Here is a 16,168-nt window from a genome sequence, read left to right on the forward strand (position 1 = left end):
TCCGGGGTGACGGAGTGGGTGGGGCTAGCGCGCTGCCAGCCGCTCGAGCGTCGGGATCAGTTCGTCGAAGCCGTCGATGATCGCGTCCGCGCCGAGTTCCTCGACCGGCTGCATCAGGAATCCGAACGAGCACGCTATCGTCGGCAGGCCCGCCGCATGGCCCGCCTGCACGTCGAAGATCGAATCGCCGACGAATGCCGCGGTGCCCCCGCCGCAGCGGGCGAGCATTTCGTAGATCGGCTTGGGACTGGGCTTGCCGTTGCCCGGGCCCATCGTATCGCCGCCGATGATGCACGCGAAGCGCCGCGTCAGGTCCAGCGCGTCGATCACCTTGCGGGCGAGCGATTCCAGCTTGTTCGTGACGACGGCGATCCGCACGCCGCGCGCCGCCAATGTGTCGAGCGCCGCGAGCGTGCCGGGATAGGGGCGGGTCAGGACCGCGATGTTCGCTTCATAATGGTCGAGGAGCCGCCGGTGCAGCACGTCGAGCGTCGCATCGTCGCACCCGCCGGTCGCGGCGAGCCCCTGTGCCAGCATGTGCCGCGCGCCGCCGCCGATCATCGGCTTCACCTGTTCGACGGTCAGCAACGGCCGGTCGATGGAGGCGAGTGCATGGTTCACCGCCGCCGCCAGGTCGCCGCTCGTATCGAGCAACGTGCCGTCCAGGTCGAAGCCGACAATGTCGAAAAACGGATCGGGCGATGAATTTAGCGTCATATGCCGCGCCGGTGACGTCTCCCTATGGAAATGGCAAGTCTTCCGTGGCAGGCGACGTCGCCATGACCAGTCCTCTCGCCGTCATCATCCTTGCCGCGGGCAAGGGTACGCGCATGAAGTCCGATCTGCACAAGGTGCTGCACCCGATCGCCGGGCGGCCGATGCTGATCCACCTGATCGACAGTTTGAACCAGGCCGGGGCGACGCGCCGCGTCGTCGTGGTCGGCGCGAGCGGCGAGCAGGTCGAAGCGGCGGTCGCCGCCACGGGTGTCGAGATCGCGTGGCAGCGCGAGCAGCTGGGCACCGCGCATGCCGCGTTGCAGGCCAAGGACGCACTGGCCGATTTCGACGGCGTCGCGATCGTCTGCTTCGGCGACACACCTTTGCTCGCGACCGAGACGGTGGCACGGCTCGCCGCGCGGTTGGAGGCGGAGGATGCGCCGACCGTCGCGGTGCTCGGCTTCCGCCCCGCCGATGCGCGCGCCTATGGCCGGATCATCGCGGACGCGGACGGCACGATCGCCAAGATGGTCGAGTTCAAGGACGCTTCACCCGAGGAGCGCGCGGTCGACCTGTGCAATTCGGGCGTCACCGCGGTGCGCACCCGCGACCTGTGGCGGCTGCTGGAGGCGGTCGGCAACGACAATGCCGCGGGTGAATATTATCTGCCCGATATCGTCACGCTCGCCGTCGCGGAGGGCGGCCGCGCGGTGGTGATCGAAACGGGCGAGGACGAGGTCGCGGGCGTCAACAGCCGCGCCGAACTTGCCGCGGTCGAGGCGGGCTGGCAGGCGGCGCGCCGTGCCCAGGCGATGGCGGACGGCGCCACGCTGATCGCGCCCGACACGGTGTGGTTCAGCCACGACACGCAAATTGGTCGCGATGTCGTGGTCGAGCCCAACGTCGTCTTCGGCCCCGGCGTGTCGGTGGCGGACGGCGCGACGATCCGGGGCTTCAGCCACCTGGAGGGCGCAAAGGTCGGCGCCAGGGCCGACGTCGGCCCCTATGCCCGCCTGCGCCCCGGCGCGGACCTGGCCGAAAAGGCGAAGGTCGGCAATTTCGTCGAGGTGAAGAAGGCGACGATCGGCAAGGGCGCCAAGGTCAACCATTTGTCCTATATCGGCGATGCCGATGTGGGGGCGAACGCCAATATCGGCGCCGGCACGATCACCTGCAATTACGACGGCTTCTTCAAGTACAAAACCAGCATCGGCGCGGATGCCTTCATCGGCTCGAACTCCGCGCTGGTCGCGCCGGTGTCGGTCGGTGACGGCGCGATCGTCGCGGCGGGATCGGTGCTGACGAAGGACGTCGAAGCCGGCGCGCTCGCGCTCGTCCGGCCGCCGCAGATTGCCAAACCCGGCTGGGCCACCAAATTCCGCGCCATGATGCGCGCCAAGAAGGAAGCGAAATAACATGTGCGGAATCGTTGGAATCGTCGGGGCCGAGGCCGTTGCCGACCGTCTGCTCGACGGATTGAAGCGGCTGGAATATCGCGGCTACGATTCGGCGGGCATCGCCACCGACCATGACGGGCAGATCGAGCGGCGCCGCGCGAGCGGCAAGCTGGTCAACCTCGCCAAGGAACTCGCCGCCGCGCCGTTGCCCGGCACGACCGGCATCGCGCACACCCGCTGGGCGACGCATGGCGGCCCGACCACCAACAACGCCCACCCGCATGCGACCGACGAGGTCGCGGTGGTCCACAACGGCATCATCGAGAACTTCAAGGCACTCCGCGACGAACTGATCGCGCGCGGCCGCGTGTTCACCAGTGAGACCGACACCGAAGTCGTCGCGCATCTGGTGAGCGAGAAGGTGGAAGCCGGCCTCGATCCCGTCGGCGCCGTGCGTGAGGTGCTGCCGCGCCTGCACGGTGCGTTCGCGCTCGCCATCCTGTTCCGCAAGCACCCCGACATGCTGATCGGCGCGCGCCTCGGCTCGCCGCTGGTCGTGGGCTATGGCGAGGGCGAGACCTATCTCGGCTCGGACGCGCTGGCGCTCGCCCCGCTGACGCAGCGCATCGCCTATCTGGACGAGGGCGACTGGGTCGTCTGCACGACCGAGGGCGCGCAGGTCTATGACCGCGACAACCATCCCGTCGAGCGGGCGATCACCATCTCGGGCGTCACGGGCGAGCTGATCAGCAAGGGCAATCACCGCCATTACATGCTGAAGGAGATCTACGAACAGCCGATCGTCGTCGCGCAGACGCTGCGGTCGTACCTGCAGCGGATGGAGGATCGCGTGACGCTGCCGATCCCCGAATTCGACCTGGCGGGCATCAAGCGCGTAACGATCGTCGCGTGCGGCACGAGCTTCTACGCCGGTATGGTCGCCAAATATTGGTTCGAGCAGTTCGCGCGCGTGCCCGTCGATTTGGATGTCGCCTCCGAATTCCGTTACCGCGCGCCGGTGATGGAGCCGGGCGGCCTGATGATCGTCATCAGCCAGTCGGGCGAGACGGCGGACACGCTCGCCGCGCTGCGCCACGCCAAGTCGGAAGGGCAGACGATCGCCGCGGTGGTCAACGTGCCGACCAGCAGCATGGCACGCGAGGCGGACCTGCTGCTGCCGACGCATGCCGGGCCGGAGATCGGCGTCGCATCGACCAAGGCCTTCACCTGCCAGCTCGCGGTGCTCGCCGCGCTCGCCGCGAACCTCGCCCGCGCCAAGGGCAAGTTCAAGGACGGCGAGGAGCGCGAGATCGTCAAGCATCTCGCCGAGACGCCGGCGGCGCTCAACGCCGCGCTCGCCTATGATGAATCGATCCAGGAGATGGCGGGCGTCGTCGCCGCGGCGCGCGACGTGCTGTATCTGGGCCGTGGCACCGATTATCCGCTGGCGCTGGAAGGCGCGCTGAAGCTGAAGGAGATCAGCTACATCCACGCCGAGGGCTATGCCGCGGGCGAAATGAAGCACGGCCCCATCGCGCTGATCGACGAAAACGTCCCCGTCATCGTCATCGCGCCGTCGGGTCCTTTGTTCGAAAAGACCGTCAGCAACATGCAGGAAGTGCAGGCGCGCGGCGGCAAGGTCGTGCTGATCAGCGACTATGACGGCATCCAGGCGGCGGGCGAGAATTGCGTCGCGACGATCACGATGCCCAAGGTCCATCCGCTGATCGCGCCGCTGGTCTATGCGGTGCCGGTCCAGCTGCTCGCCTATCACGTCGCGGTAGCGAAGGGCACCGACGTCGACCAGCCGCGCAACCTCGCCAAATCGGTGACGGTGGAATAAGCGCGGGTCCCGCGCGATCGTTGCTGTCTCGCTCGAACATAGTTCTGGAAATTCGGACATAGTTCTGATCGCCGTCCGGACCGGGTAGCGCCGGCCGGTGCCGGGACTCGAACATAGTTCTGCGCTGAGAAGCCCCGCGTCGTAGCGGGGATAGAGGAAAAAAGAGACTTCTCGACCCGATCCGGCACCGCCGGGTCGAGCAACGTCGCTTGCGCCCAATCCGCACATCGAAAGGAGCATCCATGGACGAGACGACTCTCGAGCCGGGGACGCGTGTCCGCAGCAAGTTCCGGCGGTTGAAGCAGGGGTCCGCGACGGACCCTCTCGGCAACACCGCCGCGATCGAGGCCAGCCTGCCGGACGATCCGCGCAGCGACGACGGACTCACGCCCCGGGCCTACCTCGAAACCACCCGGGAGCGGCTGCGGCGACAGGTGGCCGAGGATCCGGACAGCGTCGGCGACAGGTGGACGGCACTGCCGTCCGGACACCTGCATGTGTTCGCCTGGGAGCGCGGAAAGATCCTGGACGACTTCGTCGTCGAGAACGATCCCGTTGGCATCAAGCACGGCACCCTGAAGGCGGCGCTCATGCAGACGCTCGGCATCCGCGCGGAAGGCGAGGGTCCCTTCAACTCGCGCATGCGCACCTTTCTCCAGCTCGGGCTCTTCGGCCCGGTCGGCGTGCAGCGCGATCGGCGCAACTATGGCTACGCGCTGAGCTCCGCGCTCAAGTGGGCGATCGCCATGACGCTCCAGCGCGCCTACGTTCCGCCGAGCGCGGTCGTCGACTTTCTCAGCCGCCACGACCACGACCTCTACGCGCTCTTCCGCCAACTGCGCCGCGGTGACGGGCCGCCACTCCGGCTCAGGATCAGCGTCGAGGCGCTGCAGGCCCTCGGCGACGAGGAGCGGTCGAAAGGCAGGGGGTCGCGCGGCGGCGACACCGGGACGCTGCACATGAACGGCCCCACCCATCAGCCGTTCGACGCGGCCGCTTCGGCACCAATGCTCGACATCGACCTGCGCGAGCTCGGCAACAAGCTGATCGCCAACCTGATCGAGGCCGGCGTGAGCAAGGTCAGGATCACACGCGCGCAGCGCATCCTACCCGACCTGAGCGCCCGGCCGATGCCGTCCCCGTCGCCATCACCATTGCCTGCTCGATCATAGGGAGGTGCACGGACCTGAGGCCGGCAGACCGCATGACCTCCCACGCCCGGCAACCAGGTCCAAGCACCGTGATCCAGTGCTGCACACGGCGCAGCCGAAAGTCGTCCAGCGCTTCCTCGGTTGCGGAGAGCGCGGCTATGGCGAGCGGGACCTTGGCCTTCCGCTTACCGAACCAGCCGGGCTTCGCGATCCTCCGCTCGATCTCGGCAGCCGTGACGCGGACCGGCGGCGCCTCAGCGCGAATGACTTCCATCTCCCGGCCGACGCGACGCACCAGCTCCCCGTCCATCGTCGCCCAGTCCACCCTGGTACGACGCCCCGTGACCGGATTGATCGCAACCGCAATCGCAACCGGCTTCGACCTCGATGCACTGGTCGCCCTCGCTCCCTCGAGCGACGCGCTCCCACCCGCCTCCAGATGGTCGAGGAAGCCCTCCATCATAAGGTGGAGCAGCGGGTGCATCGCCTTCCTGTGCCCGCGCACCATGGCCGCCGCCCAGCCCCGTTCGCCAAAGGTCGAGCAGGGCTGGGGCAGATAGGGGAGGGCGGGACCCCAGAAGCCCACCAGCCCCCCGTTCAGCAGCGCCTGATCCACCTTGCGCGGCGACCTCATCAGACCAACGGACGAGAGCCGGGAGACGTAGTGCTCCCGCCAATGGTCGAGGGGAAAGGCTGGACGCAGCATCGTCGTGATCGCGGCGGCGCGGCGAGCCAGGTCCGTTAGAAGGGCACCAGCCCGCCCGTTCGGACGCATCGCGGTCCTCTCCGGGCAGTTCGCCTCGGACGGCGGCACGTAGCCATGCCTACCCGCCGACGCGCGGGTGACCAGGCTGTCCGCCAGCATGCAGCCGTGAACGGCGCACACCGGCACGCCGGGAAGCTGGTGGACCACCATCCACGTCGGGGAGCCGAGCCACTTGTTCTGCTCGGCCATGCACTCGGCGCAGTAGCGCAGAGCGGGGCTCGAGCTGATGCGGAATGCGGCCACGCCAAGCCTGTGGTGCGCGTTGGGCACCTCGCTGGCGAGCATATCGTGCCGACCGGCCGACCGGCCCTCCTCAGGCTGGAAGGTGGCGTAGAAGGGATAAAGCGTGTGGGTGAGCAGCGCCTCCACACCCAGCCCAGATGCGGCTGGCAGCCGCGCCGCAAGCGCCGCCAGGCGGCACGGCAGATCGAAGGTCGCCACTGCCGCCCGGCGTCCGAAGAGATCGGTCGCGTGCGTCGCCGCGTCCGGCGAGCCGTCGAGGACGCCGTGCCGGGCGAGCACCCCGTAGAGGAGTTCGCCCGGCACGGGCACGGGGAAGCAGCCCAGCGTCACTGGTCCAGGATCTGGTCGGGCGTCGCGACAATGCCGGCCTCGGTCAACGCCGCGACGGCATCCTGCGCCTCCGCCGCGATCGCGCACATCTCATCGGGGTGCGCGTCCTTCGGCTTGCGACCGCCGCCCGGGCGCTTCACCTTGGCCGGGCGCGGGGCGGGCTCGGCCGCGAGCAGGTCGTTGACGGCCTCCACCATGCCCAGCATGTCGCCGGGCGCGATCCTATTGGAGGCGGACGCCTGCTCCACCACGCGCTCGACGACCTCGGGCGCGTGCCCACGCTGGACGAGGCTGGCCTTCAGCGCCGTCCAGGGCGCGTCCTTGGCCTTCGCCTCGGCGGCGGCGATCCGCTGCTGCAAGTCGCGCAGGTAGCGCAGCTCACGCGCCGAGCGGCCGGTCTCCTGGCACAGCAGCCGCTCGACGTGCTGGTGGAGCGGCTCGAGGTCCTCCCACTTCGAGAGCAGGTCCTGGCGGCCCTCGCGTAGCGCCGTGATCATCGGGCGGATCAGCGCGAACTCGTCGGCAGCCACGGAGCGGAACAGCTCCGCGGTCAGGATCTCCGGCGCATCATAAACCTCGCCGCGGCTGATCGCGCGCATCTGCGCCAGCAGGATGAGCTTGACCGCGATGTCCATGATGCCCTGCGACTCGTCGTAGATCGCGTCGCTGATCTCCCGCGTCAGATCAGTCGGCACCGCCGTCCACTGATACGGCCACAGCCGGGCGAGCCAGCCGTCCCATTCCTCGCCCTTGGGCATGCGGAACCAGTTGGGCTGGCCCAGGCCGGAGGCGCGGCGCGCCTCCCGGAACGCACCGTCCACGATCGGCCGCGCCTCGTTCGTGCCGATCAGCATGACCGGCACGCCCAGCCTGTTCACCAGCGTCACGAGGAAGTTGATGAGCGGCTTCACGCCCTCGGTGGACTGGCGGGCGTGCTGGATCTCGTCGATGACGATCAGCCCCACCGCGTGAAGCGTCGCCAGATGCTGGACAAACAGCATCATCTGGTCGCCCGAGACGCGCTTGCCCTCCGCCCCGAAGCGTTCCGCATACCGGGTGCCGAGGACCTCGTCGAAGGCGGCGAGCAGCGCGATGCACTGCTGCTTGCGACCACCCGTCGAGGGACACTCCACCTTGAGCCATCCGACCTGCTTGATCGTGGCGTAGGGCAGCGACTGCTCGATCACCTGCGGGATGCTGGCGAGCGTGCGCAGCGTGATGGTGGTCTTGCCCGTGCCGGGATCGCCGATCAGCGCGAACGCGGGCGGATTGCTGTGCGTCAGCGCCGGCAGCGCCGGCATGGCCGCGTCCGCCTCCTCCACCGTGGCGCCCGCCGCCAGCTTCTGGATGGCGGCGGCGCTGGCCATGAGCGCGGGCCGGTGTCCGCCGCGCGCCGGATCGCGTGCCTTGTAGCCCTGGCGGATGACCATCCCGACCCGCTCGGCGAGGTCCACCTGGTTGCCGTTCGGGAAGACGGCGTCCAGCAGACGCAGGCAGCAGTAGCGACGCTGCGTGTGGGAGAGCTTGCGCTCCACTTCCGAATGATCGGGCACGACCGTCAACGCGTCGAGGTGCTCGAGCCAGGTCGGCGGCACCCCCAGCTCGCGCGTGAACGGATTCCGCCACAGCTCGGGGAGCCAACCCTCGGGCACCGCCTGATCGCTGATCGGGGCGTCGACCTCGGCGAGCACCGCCTGGTCGGTAGTCGGGGCGTCCATCCCGGCAGGCACCGCGCCCTTCACGGGCGACCGCGTGGCGTTCGACGCCGAGGTGGTCGGGGTATCGATGACGAGCTCCGTGCTGAACTCGTCCCCGGCCTTCAGATCCAACATCTCACTTCCTCCTGTTGAGGCGGGCCGCCAGCGACGGCGCCGCGTAGTTGTCGTTGTTCGGCTGCTGCCCCTTCGGGGCTTCCGGTGCCGACGACGGCGGCGAGGGAACCGTGGGCGCGAAGACGGCGGCCGGCGCCATGTCCGCATGGTAGTCCGCGACCTGCTCGACGGTTTCGAACTCGCGCTCGGCGCGGGTGCTCTCGCGGATACCGGACACCTCGGCGGCTGCCGACGGTGCTGGCGGGGTCCGCGCCATCTCCGCTTCCGCGTTCGAGCGGATGCCATGCAGGGCGGTGTCGTTCTGGGTGTCGTGCGCCGCCTCCTTGAGGTCGGCCCAGGCAGCGGTCGCCCCGGCGACCTCGTGCTCGTCGAGCAGCTCCCAGTGCGAGGTGTTGCCGTAGCGCTCCTCGTCGATGGCGTGGGCCACGTGGAAACCGAACGGAGCCTTGGTCTGGTCCGGTTCGTGGACGTAGATGACCCCGCTGAACCGGCGGTCGAAGCTGATCGGGACCCTGCCGCGACCGGTCATGCTGACGCGGTCGAACCAGCCGTCGTCGAGCGCGCCCTGGAACGAGTAGGTGACGCCGTTAAAGTAGAGGCCGTTCCGGCGGACCGACGCGAAGCCCTGCTCCAGGAGCGCGAACTTGACCGCCTGCGGGTTGGGCTGCGGCGGGATCCCGAACGCCGCGACACCCCAGCGCCACATCTCGGCCGGCACCGCCGAAACACCGTCCGCAATCATCTCCGGCAGGAGCGGATAGTCCTCGATGCGGTGATGGTTGTTGTGTTGCAAGATGCACCGGATGACGGCCTGCGTGAGCTCGTGAAGGGTAAGCTCCGCCTGCCGCCGGTAGTCCTCGGCTCCGCGCTCGCGGAAATCAGGGCGGACAAAGCCCGGGACATGCGGGCTCAGCATCGCGTGGATCAGGCCGAAGCGGCGCTCGACGATGCCCTTCCAGTCGGCGCGATACGCGGTGACGTTGCCGACCGTCACGCCGAACTGCTTGATGAACCCGAGGACGCCGGAAAACTTCATCTCCCCGTTGTCGCCCTCGAGGATCGCGCAGAGGTGGTGGCAGGGCCAGTCCTCGTCATCGATCTCGATCCCGTACTTCGCGCAGAACTCGCGCTTGTCGGTCATCCCATTGGCCAGCGCGGTCATCGCCCCGATCCACGACGGCGGATCGAGCGACAGCGCGAAGCCCACGATCATCCGGCTCCAGACGTCGACCACGACGTAGAGCGTGGGACGCCACAGGAGCCGGCGCCGGTTGCGGCCCGATCGGACGTAGACGTCGACCTGGGTCGCGTCGATCTGGAAGCGGGCGCCAGGCCCCCATGCCTCGTCCGTCGAGTTCTTCAGGATCGGACGGTGGCGAAGCGCGTAGACGCGATGACCGAGACGCTTGATCAGCGCCTTCCAGGCCTTCCGCTCGCGATGGTAGTGGTAGAGATACTGCTCGTAGCGGGGCAGCCCGAGCGCCTCGTAGGCGTGGTCGGGAATCTCGGAGCCGTGATCCTCGACCAGCTTCGCCACGGCATCCGCGAAGCCGATGCGCATGCAGTAGCGGTAGCAGTCGACGTGCTTGAGGTTTCCGTCGGCGTCGTGAATGTCCCAGCCCTGCCGGAAGAGCATCTTCAGCTCCTCCGTCACGGCGACGCCATTGGGCCTGTTTTCCTTCGGCGGAGGGCCGGACTTCTTGCCGCCTTCCTTCACGGGGCGCGGCTGGCCCGGCGCGCCGCACTCGGCATACCTCGGGCGAAGCGCGTCCGGTACCATGCCGCCGTGGAAGACCTTGGACAGGTTGGCCGTGATGGTGGCGACGCTGGCGCCCCGCTTGCCGGCCGCGACCGCCGCCTTAGACGCCTCGCTGATCAGCCGCGCCCGCCGCTTCCGGTCGAACACGCCGTCGTCCGCGAGGATTGGTTGCAGGACCGACCACGCCTCATCGCGGCGGTCCAGATGCTTTTTACGTGCCTTGCCTCGTTCGGACTCCGGATCCCCGATGTAGACGTGGTCGGGGATGGAGGCCGGCGCCTGGCCCGCCTCCACCTTCCACCGCTCGACCAGGATGCGCCGCTCCAGCCCCGCGCCGACGTGGACCTCCGGCTCGGAACCGGGATCGTCGGCATCGACCGTGACCACCGCATCCTTGGACCAGTCGGTCCAGATGACCTTCAGGCGACCGAACGCCTCCCCGGTGTCGATGATCGCGTGTTGGGCGACGGCGGCCATGGCTCAGGCGACCCGCAGCTGCGTGACCGGCCCGAAGGGCATCAGGCGCGCGACGCCGTCGAGCCGGACGAGCCGCCGAGCGAGCAGCCGGCGCACAGCCGACATGCCGGTTCCGGGCACCCAGTCGTTCTGACGCTCAGCCGCCTTGCACGCGTCGGTCAGGCTGCCGTTCGCGCGGTCCGCCAGCTCGATGAGCATCACGTCCGCGCACTCGTCCCAGCCGATCGCATTGGGCGACTGGAGCATCCCGACCTTCGCCCACTGCGCGCGCTCTTGCGCCCCGATGCGCTCGGCCCGGGTGACGCTGTAGTCGAGCACCAGCTTCCACTCGACCCCGCGCCGGCGCCAGAACTCCCGCTCGATGGCGAGCTTCTCCATGACACGGCGCTTGCCGACCTCGCTGGCCGGCTTGACCGCGATCGCGACCTGCCGGCCACCAAACATGTCGATCACGAGGTCGGTCGTGACGGGCACGTCGACGCCGCGGTCGGCCGGGTGGCGCACGCCGAGCAGGTCGGCGATCACCATCGTCTCCGCGCGGCAGAGCGGATACTGCTCGCGGATGTCGATCACGTCCGGGCGCCCGTCGAACTTGAGGAACACGTCCTCCTCGACATCGGAAAACAGGTGCACCACCCGTCCCGAGGTCTGGCTGAGCCGGCGATGGACTCGGCCCCTGGAGGAGAAGTCGGTGATGGTCAGCCACGGCTTGTAGTCCGCGCCGTGGCCGCGCCCGCGACCCTCCCGGTGCATGCGCGCGATGCGCTTCTCGGTCATGCGGCGCGCCATCACGACCTCCCGCCGCGGCGGCGGACGAAGACGTCCGACCGCATGCGGACCTGACGCGAAGACGCGCCGTCCATGCCGGGCGACCCGCACGGCGAGAGGCTGAGGGTGATGAAGGCGCGCTCCACGACGCCCTTGGCGTGGGAGTGACCCGAAGTCGGGGTGTTCTGCATATCGTTCACTCGCGACGAGGCGTTCGCCCCGGCACGCGAGCCGCGGGCGTCCGCCAAGATTCATGAACGCCGTCCCGGACAGGACAGCGGGCTGGGCGAGGGGCCGGCGGGTGCCAGACGCGCGCATGCGCCATCGCAGTCGACACGGCGATGCCGGCCGTCTGCGATCTTGACCTCTCAGGTCATCACATGCGATTAGTTGTAGCGGCTGGACTGGCGACCGGCGCCTTCGCGCCGGGTGCTAGGTCATCTCGGGTTCCTCCTTCCTCTGTTCGCCCTGGTAGGCACGGTTGAAGCGCGATCCTGGAACCACGCCGCTCGCGGGGGTCGTCCGTTGGCGCGGACGATCCCCGTATCCCTATTCCTTGCGACCGGTCGCCTCGCCTCGTGCGAGCGTCCACTTGTCGCCGATGTGCTCCACCTCGCCGCGGCCGAGCATCTTGCGCAGGATGGGCGAGACGCTGGTGCGCGCAACGGTGGCGCCGAAGCTCGCCTTCATCGCGTCGATCATCTGCCGGATGCCGATCGGCTCCCCGGCCTGAGCCAGCACCTCCTTCAGCATCTCGCGGATAGTGCGCGTCCGCGCGGCTGCTTCGCCTTCACCGCCCGGGAAGTAGCGCAGCAGCGCTTTCTCGACCTCGATAGCGCGCGCGACATCGGCCAAGCGCGCTGCGAGCGCGTCATGCTCATCCGTCAGCGTCGCGATCTTGGCCAGCACGTCGCTCCTCCTCAGCGTCACGCTGACGTCGGGGCCGGGTTCCGAATCATCATTATCCATGACTTGGCATGATTCCCGTAACCCGGCCCCGAGTCAACGGTGAAACTACACGAAATCCGTAGTCGGACTACGCCGGGACTACATAGATGTTCCGGATTGGATGATCAACCGTGCAAATCGTAATCCGGCGCAACGAGTATGTGAGCGGTGGTGGGCCGCTCATCCGCCGGGGCTAAAGGTGGGCGAAGGTAGTCCATAACGTAGTCCCGAGCCCGACGGCCACAGCATCGTAGCTCCGACCAGAAGAGGGGAAAACACATGCAGATACAGGTTGAAGGCGCTGTGCCCCAGCGCCGAGCGCGGGGTCGCAAGGACCTTAAAGGGCATGGCTTCGACCTGCAGGCCAAGCGCATCATCCGCGACGAACTGATCCGAACTGGCGTAAGCCACGAGGATTTGGTGAAACGACTGGCGCGGATGGGCGTGCACGAGAACGTGTTGAACCTACGCAACAAGCTCGCGCGAGGGCGGTTCACCGCGTCTTTCCTTCTCCAGGTGATGGCGGCGCTCGGCGTCAAGACCATCGATCTCGAGGAGGCCGAGCGGAATACCATAGGGCCGACTTGACCGGCCTTCAGTGACTTGACACGTGTCGTCTCCATAGCGACATATGTCGTCCAACGATTGAGTGAGGTGACCATGGCACAGACGGCAGCAGCGACGGCGGACCCCGGCGTCGGCCGCGTGGTTGACCTGCTCGGGGGCCGGTCAACCTTCGAGCATCCGTTCTCGACGCCGCTTGAGGCGCACGAGTCGATTCAGCAGGGCTTCCCCAGCAAGTCGCTCGTCGTCTTCATCCAGCGCTTCCCCGCGATCGGGCGCGAGGACACCATCGACAAGGTCGTGGGTGTCAGCCTGCGCACCCTCCAGCGGCACAAGAAGCCCGGCGCTCGCGAGCGGCTCAGCCGCGAGCAGAGCGGCAAGCTCTACAAGGCAGCCGAGATCGTGGCCAAGGCGGTTGACGTGCTTGGCTCGCCGGAGGCGGCCGAGCGCTTCCTCGAGGAGCCCGCCATGGCGCTCGACGGCAAGCGCCCCATCGACCTGCTCTCGACGCCTGCAGGTGCCGAACTCGTCGAAAAGCACCTCGGCCGCATTGACTACGGCGTCTACACGTGACGCCCCTTCCGGCTGCGCTTGGCGGGACCGAGCTGGTCGGCTGGCGACTGGACCGCGCGAAGCACGCACCCACCTGGGACATCGGCGAGGGCGCCTTCCTGTTCGGCGGCCGCTGGAACAGCGCGGGCGTGCGCGCGGTCTACTGCGCGATCGACCCCGCCACCACGATCCTGGAGGTTGCGGTCCACAAGGGCTTCAACGTCCTCGACACCGATCCGCACATCATAACCCGCTTCCGGGTGGACGCCGCGAGCGTGCACATCGTCGAGCCGGCCGACGTGCCGAACCCGAACTGGCTCAAGCCCGGCGTGCCGAGCGCCGGCCAGCAGAAGTTCGGAGACGACCTACTCGCCGCCCACCCCTTCGTGCTGATCCCGAGCGTGGTCTCGGCCTTCAGCTGGAACCTGCTGTTTGTCGCGACCAACGCGGCGGGGCGCTACCACCTCATCGAGCAGCACCCTTTCGCGCTCGATACGCGCCTCAACCCGCCCGCAAAGAAGCCCTGAATGTCGGAAGGCTAAGCCAGGCCGCCCTCGAACGTCGCCAGGATGGGGCAAGGCTTTAGCAGGAGGTAAAGGGGAACGGCCGATCATCGCACATGATGATCCCCGATTCGCAGCCATCGCGCGCCTCGAAGTTTCCGGCCGTCCATGACGACGAGCTGCTCTACAGCATCGTCGCGCGTTACGGCGTCCTGGCGGGGAACATCGACGCCCAGTCGACGAACCTGGACTTGTTCGGTCGCGCGTTCGGTCATGCGGGCACCCACCTCCCGGCCAACCTCCAGTCAATGGCGGATAGACTCCCCGCCAGCCTTACGTTGAGCGGTCGAGACCTAGTGCAGCGACATACGCTGCTGCCCTATCAGTGTGCGTTCCTGCCACACGAGGCTATGGAGCGCACCATCGCCGCCGCGCTCGCCGATGGTGGTCGCCGGGGGCGCCCAGCGGGCTCCGCCGATCGGCCGTTGCCGCGCCCCCGCAACCTGAGGTTCTGCTACCCGTGCGTCGAGCAGATGCTTCGCGACCGCCAGGACCTGCACTGGAAGCGCGTCCACCAACTCGCGGTCGTCACCGTCTGCCCCAAGCATGAGTGCGATCTCCTAGAGAGCGCCGTGTCGCCCGGGCCGCACGACACTCGGCTGCATCCGCCCACGCTGGCCGTCTGCGATGCCGGCCAACCCAGCGTCATTCCGTCGGGTACGAACGTGGACCGCGCCGCACTCGCGGAACTCGCCCGCGACGCCGCCATGCTGCTGCGAGGCGAGTATCCAGCCGGGCTCGAGCGGCGCAGCGGGCCAGACTACGCCCAGATGTTCCGTGATCTCGGATATGGCGGCCGCGCGAGACTCGACTGGACGATCATGGAGCCCGCAATCCGAACGGCCCTCGCCGACATATCGCCAGCGATGCCGGGCGTGACCTCCGCGGCGAACAGACGTCGAGGCTGGTTCGTGGAGCTGATGAGCGAGCGGCACCCCGGGCACACGGATCGCGTGCTGATCGCCGCGTTCGTCCTTCGCCGCATCGAGTCAGTCGCCCCGCGGTTCTGGGCCGCGCTCGACGAGATAACCGGCCGACCGCTGCTTTTGCTCAAGGACGTCGCGTAGACCAAAATCCCGAGACTATGTTCCAATCTTTAGGACAATGTTCGAACGAAACCGCCTCCCGACCGGGGCGGTAGACCGACCGGACGCAGAACTATAACCTCTGATCGATGGCCAGCCGAGGCCGTTGGGCCCCAGCCTACGAGGGGGACGGCTAGGTTGGATGGAAAACTATGTTCGACCTTCACAGTTGCGCTGCTTTCATGGGATGGGATGACAGAATGGATCGTGTGCCCCCGTTGGTTGCCGGCATCGAATTGGGGGGCACGAAGATCGTCTGCATCCTCGCGCGCGGACCGGACGATATTCAGGACCGCGTGCAGATCCCGACGACCCGGCCCGACGAGGCGCTGGCGGCGGTCGAGGCTGTGCTGGACGGTTGGGGCGGGTTCGAGGCGCTGGGCATCGCGAGCTTCGGCCCGATCTCGATCGACCGGCATGCCGCCGATTACGGCCACGTCACCTCGACCCCCAAGCCGCATTGGGCGGGCACCGACGTCGCGGGCCGTTTGTCCGCGCGCTATCAGGTGCCGACCGGCTTCCACACCGATGTGGTCGGCGCGGCGCTGGCCGAGGCGCGCTGGGGCGCGGCGAAGGGGCTGCCCGATATCGCCTATGTCACCGTCGGCACCGGCATCGGCGTTGGCCTGATCGCGGGCGGCAAGCCGGTCGACGGCCTGACGCATAGCGAATTCGGCCATATCCGGCCGCAGCGTATGCCGGGCGACGACTGGATGGGCATCTGCCCGTTCCACGGCAGCTGCCTGGAGGGCCTGGCCGCCGGGCCGGCGATCGGCGCGCGCGCCGGCTGCAAGGGAGAAGACATTCCCGCGGACCATCCGGTGTGGGAACCCGTCGCGCATGTGCTGGGCCAGTTGTGCCATACGCTGGTGCTGACCGGCGTGCCGCGGCGGATCGTGATGGGCGGCGGCGTGATGGTCGGGAACGACCATCTGTTCCCGCGCGTCCGCGACGCGATGGTGCAGAGCCTCGCCGGCTATATCGCGCTGCCCGAGATCGCCGAACCCGCGTTCATCGTGCCGCCCGCGCTGGGGGGCAATGCCGGGCCGCTCGGCGCGATCGTGCTCGGTGAGCAGGCGCTGGCCGAACGCATGGGCACGGCCGCGTCGGCGGGGGCGTTTACGACGCCTTAACCGCATCTGCTTACTCCCTCGTCAACCATAAGAGGGAAGT

General features: G+C 68.1%; 14 protein-coding genes. 8 read left to right on the forward strand and 6 right to left on the reverse strand.

What is annotated here, in order from left to right; all coding sequences use genetic code 11:
- Positions 1-24: 24 nt before the first annotated feature.
- Positions 25-717, reverse strand: coding sequence for an HAD-IA family hydrolase (locus GGR47_RS10440; RefSeq protein ID WP_147035629.1), 693 nt, complete (start codon positions 715-717; stop codon positions 25-27).
- A gap of 62 nt (positions 718-779) precedes the next feature.
- On the opposite strand from GGR47_RS10440, the gene glmU reads away from it, so the two are divergent.
- The 3 genes from glmU to GGR47_RS10455 all read left to right on the forward strand — a co-directional run bounded on the left by glmU (position 780) and on the right by GGR47_RS10455 (position 5,129).
- Entirely contained in the window at positions 780-2,132 is a 1,353-nt protein-coding gene (gene glmU / locus GGR47_RS10445) for a bifunctional UDP-N-acetylglucosamine diphosphorylase/glucosamine-1-phosphate N-acetyltransferase GlmU (RefSeq protein WP_167509719.1), read from the forward strand.
- A gap of 1 nt (position 2,133) precedes the next feature.
- Positions 2,134-3,957 carry a glutamine--fructose-6-phosphate transaminase (isomerizing) gene (glmS, locus tag GGR47_RS10450; protein WP_147035631.1) on the forward strand — a complete coding sequence of 608 codons (1,824 nt, stop codon included), beginning with the start codon at positions 2,134-2,136 and terminating at the stop codon, positions 3,955-3,957.
- A gap of 242 nt (positions 3,958-4,199) precedes the next feature.
- Entirely contained in the window at positions 4,200-5,129 is a 930-nt protein-coding gene (locus GGR47_RS10455) for a hypothetical protein (protein WP_147035632.1), read from the forward strand.
- On the opposite strand, the gene GGR47_RS10460 is transcribed toward GGR47_RS10455, so the two are convergent.
- The 5 genes from GGR47_RS10460 to GGR47_RS10480 form a co-directional block, all read right to left on the reverse strand.
- Entirely contained in the window at positions 5,044-6,447 is a 1,404-nt protein-coding gene (locus GGR47_RS10460) for a TnsD family Tn7-like transposition protein (RefSeq protein WP_167509720.1), read from the reverse strand. The two genes, GGR47_RS10455 and GGR47_RS10460, sit on opposite strands and share 86 nt — an antisense overlap.
- Positions 6,444-8,279, reverse strand: a complete 1,836-nt coding sequence (locus GGR47_RS10465) for an ATP-binding protein (protein WP_167509721.1) — start codon at positions 8,277-8,279, stop codon at positions 6,444-6,446. Before GGR47_RS10465 ends, GGR47_RS10460 begins: the two co-directional genes overlap by 4 nt.
- A gap of 1 nt (position 8,280) precedes the next feature.
- Positions 8,281-10,515, reverse strand: a complete 2,235-nt coding sequence (locus GGR47_RS10470) for a DDE-type integrase/transposase/recombinase (protein ID WP_147035635.1) — start codon at positions 10,513-10,515, stop codon at positions 8,281-8,283.
- Between the two features lie 3 nt (positions 10,516-10,518).
- Positions 10,519-11,304 carry a TnsA endonuclease N-terminal domain-containing protein gene (locus tag GGR47_RS10475; protein ID WP_167509722.1) on the reverse strand — a complete coding sequence of 262 codons (786 nt, stop codon included), beginning with the start codon at positions 11,302-11,304 and terminating at the stop codon, positions 10,519-10,521.
- Between the two features lie 528 nt (positions 11,305-11,832).
- Positions 11,833-12,252: a hypothetical protein gene (locus GGR47_RS10480; protein WP_147035637.1), complete on the reverse strand. Its 420-nt coding sequence runs from the start codon at positions 12,250-12,252 to the stop codon at positions 11,833-11,835.
- 258 nt (positions 12,253-12,510) lie between these two features.
- Here GGR47_RS10480 and GGR47_RS10485 point away from each other — a divergent pair, with 258 nt between their 5' ends.
- The 5 genes from GGR47_RS10485 (at position 12,511) to GGR47_RS10505 (ending at position 16,128) form a co-directional block, all read left to right on the forward strand.
- Positions 12,511-12,819, forward strand: coding sequence for a DUF6471 domain-containing protein (locus tag GGR47_RS10485; protein ID WP_147035638.1), 309 nt, complete (start codon positions 12,511-12,513; stop codon positions 12,817-12,819).
- Positions 12,820-12,891: 72 nt separating this feature from the next.
- Positions 12,892-13,368, forward strand: coding sequence for a type II RES/Xre toxin-antitoxin system antitoxin (gene parS, locus GGR47_RS10490; RefSeq protein WP_147035639.1), 477 nt, complete (start codon positions 12,892-12,894; stop codon positions 13,366-13,368).
- A complete protein-coding gene (locus tag GGR47_RS10495) occupies positions 13,365-13,874 on the forward strand; it encodes an RES family NAD+ phosphorylase (RefSeq protein ID WP_147035640.1) in 510 nt (169 codons plus the stop codon). The genes parS and GGR47_RS10495 overlap by 4 nt, the downstream gene beginning before the upstream one ends.
- 92 nt (positions 13,875-13,966) lie before the next feature.
- Complete coding sequence (locus tag GGR47_RS10500) at positions 13,967-14,977, forward strand: TniQ family protein (protein ID WP_147035641.1); 1,011 nt, start codon at positions 13,967-13,969, stop codon at positions 14,975-14,977.
- 218 nt (positions 14,978-15,195) lie between these two features.
- Positions 15,196-16,128: an ROK family protein gene (locus GGR47_RS10505; RefSeq protein ID WP_017979506.1), complete on the forward strand. Its 933-nt coding sequence runs from the start codon at positions 15,196-15,198 to the stop codon at positions 16,126-16,128.
- The last annotated feature ends 40 nt before the right edge of the window (positions 16,129-16,168 follow it).

The organism is Sphingomonas aquatilis (assembly GCF_014196115.1).
Taxonomy (GTDB): Bacteria; Pseudomonadota; Alphaproteobacteria; order Sphingomonadales; family Sphingomonadaceae; genus Sphingomonas; species Sphingomonas aquatilis.

Coding starts and splice junctions, on each gene's coding strand:
- GGR47_RS10475 (WP_167509722.1), bottom strand. CDS start 11,304: ATGGCGCGCCGCATGACCGAGAAGCGCATCGCGCGCATGCACCGGGAG.
- parS (WP_147035639.1), top strand. CDS start 12,892: ATGGCACAGACGGCAGCAGCGACGGCGGACCCCGGCGTCGGCCGCGTG.
- GGR47_RS10485 (WP_147035638.1), top strand. CDS start 12,511: ATGCAGATACAGGTTGAAGGCGCTGTGCCCCAGCGCCGAGCGCGGGGT.
- GGR47_RS10455 (WP_147035632.1), top strand. CDS start 4,200: ATGGACGAGACGACTCTCGAGCCGGGGACGCGTGTCCGCAGCAAGTTC.
- GGR47_RS10440 (WP_147035629.1), bottom strand. CDS start 717: ATGACGCTAAATTCATCGCCCGATCCGTTTTTCGACATTGTCGGCTTC.
- GGR47_RS10465 (WP_167509721.1), bottom strand. CDS start 8,279: ATGTTGGATCTGAAGGCCGGGGACGAGTTCAGCACGGAGCTCGTCATC.
- GGR47_RS10500 (WP_147035641.1), top strand. CDS start 13,967: ATGATGATCCCCGATTCGCAGCCATCGCGCGCCTCGAAGTTTCCGGCC.
- GGR47_RS10480 (WP_147035637.1), bottom strand. CDS start 12,252: ATGGATAATGATGATTCGGAACCCGGCCCCGACGTCAGCGTGACGCTG.
- glmS (WP_147035631.1), top strand. CDS start 2,134: ATGTGCGGAATCGTTGGAATCGTCGGGGCCGAGGCCGTTGCCGACCGT.
- GGR47_RS10505 (WP_017979506.1), top strand. CDS start 15,196: ATGGATCGTGTGCCCCCGTTGGTTGCCGGCATCGAATTGGGGGGCACG.
- glmU (WP_167509719.1), top strand. CDS start 780: ATGACCAGTCCTCTCGCCGTCATCATCCTTGCCGCGGGCAAGGGTACG.
- GGR47_RS10470 (WP_147035635.1), bottom strand. CDS start 10,515: ATGGCCGCCGTCGCCCAACACGCGATCATCGACACCGGGGAGGCGTTC.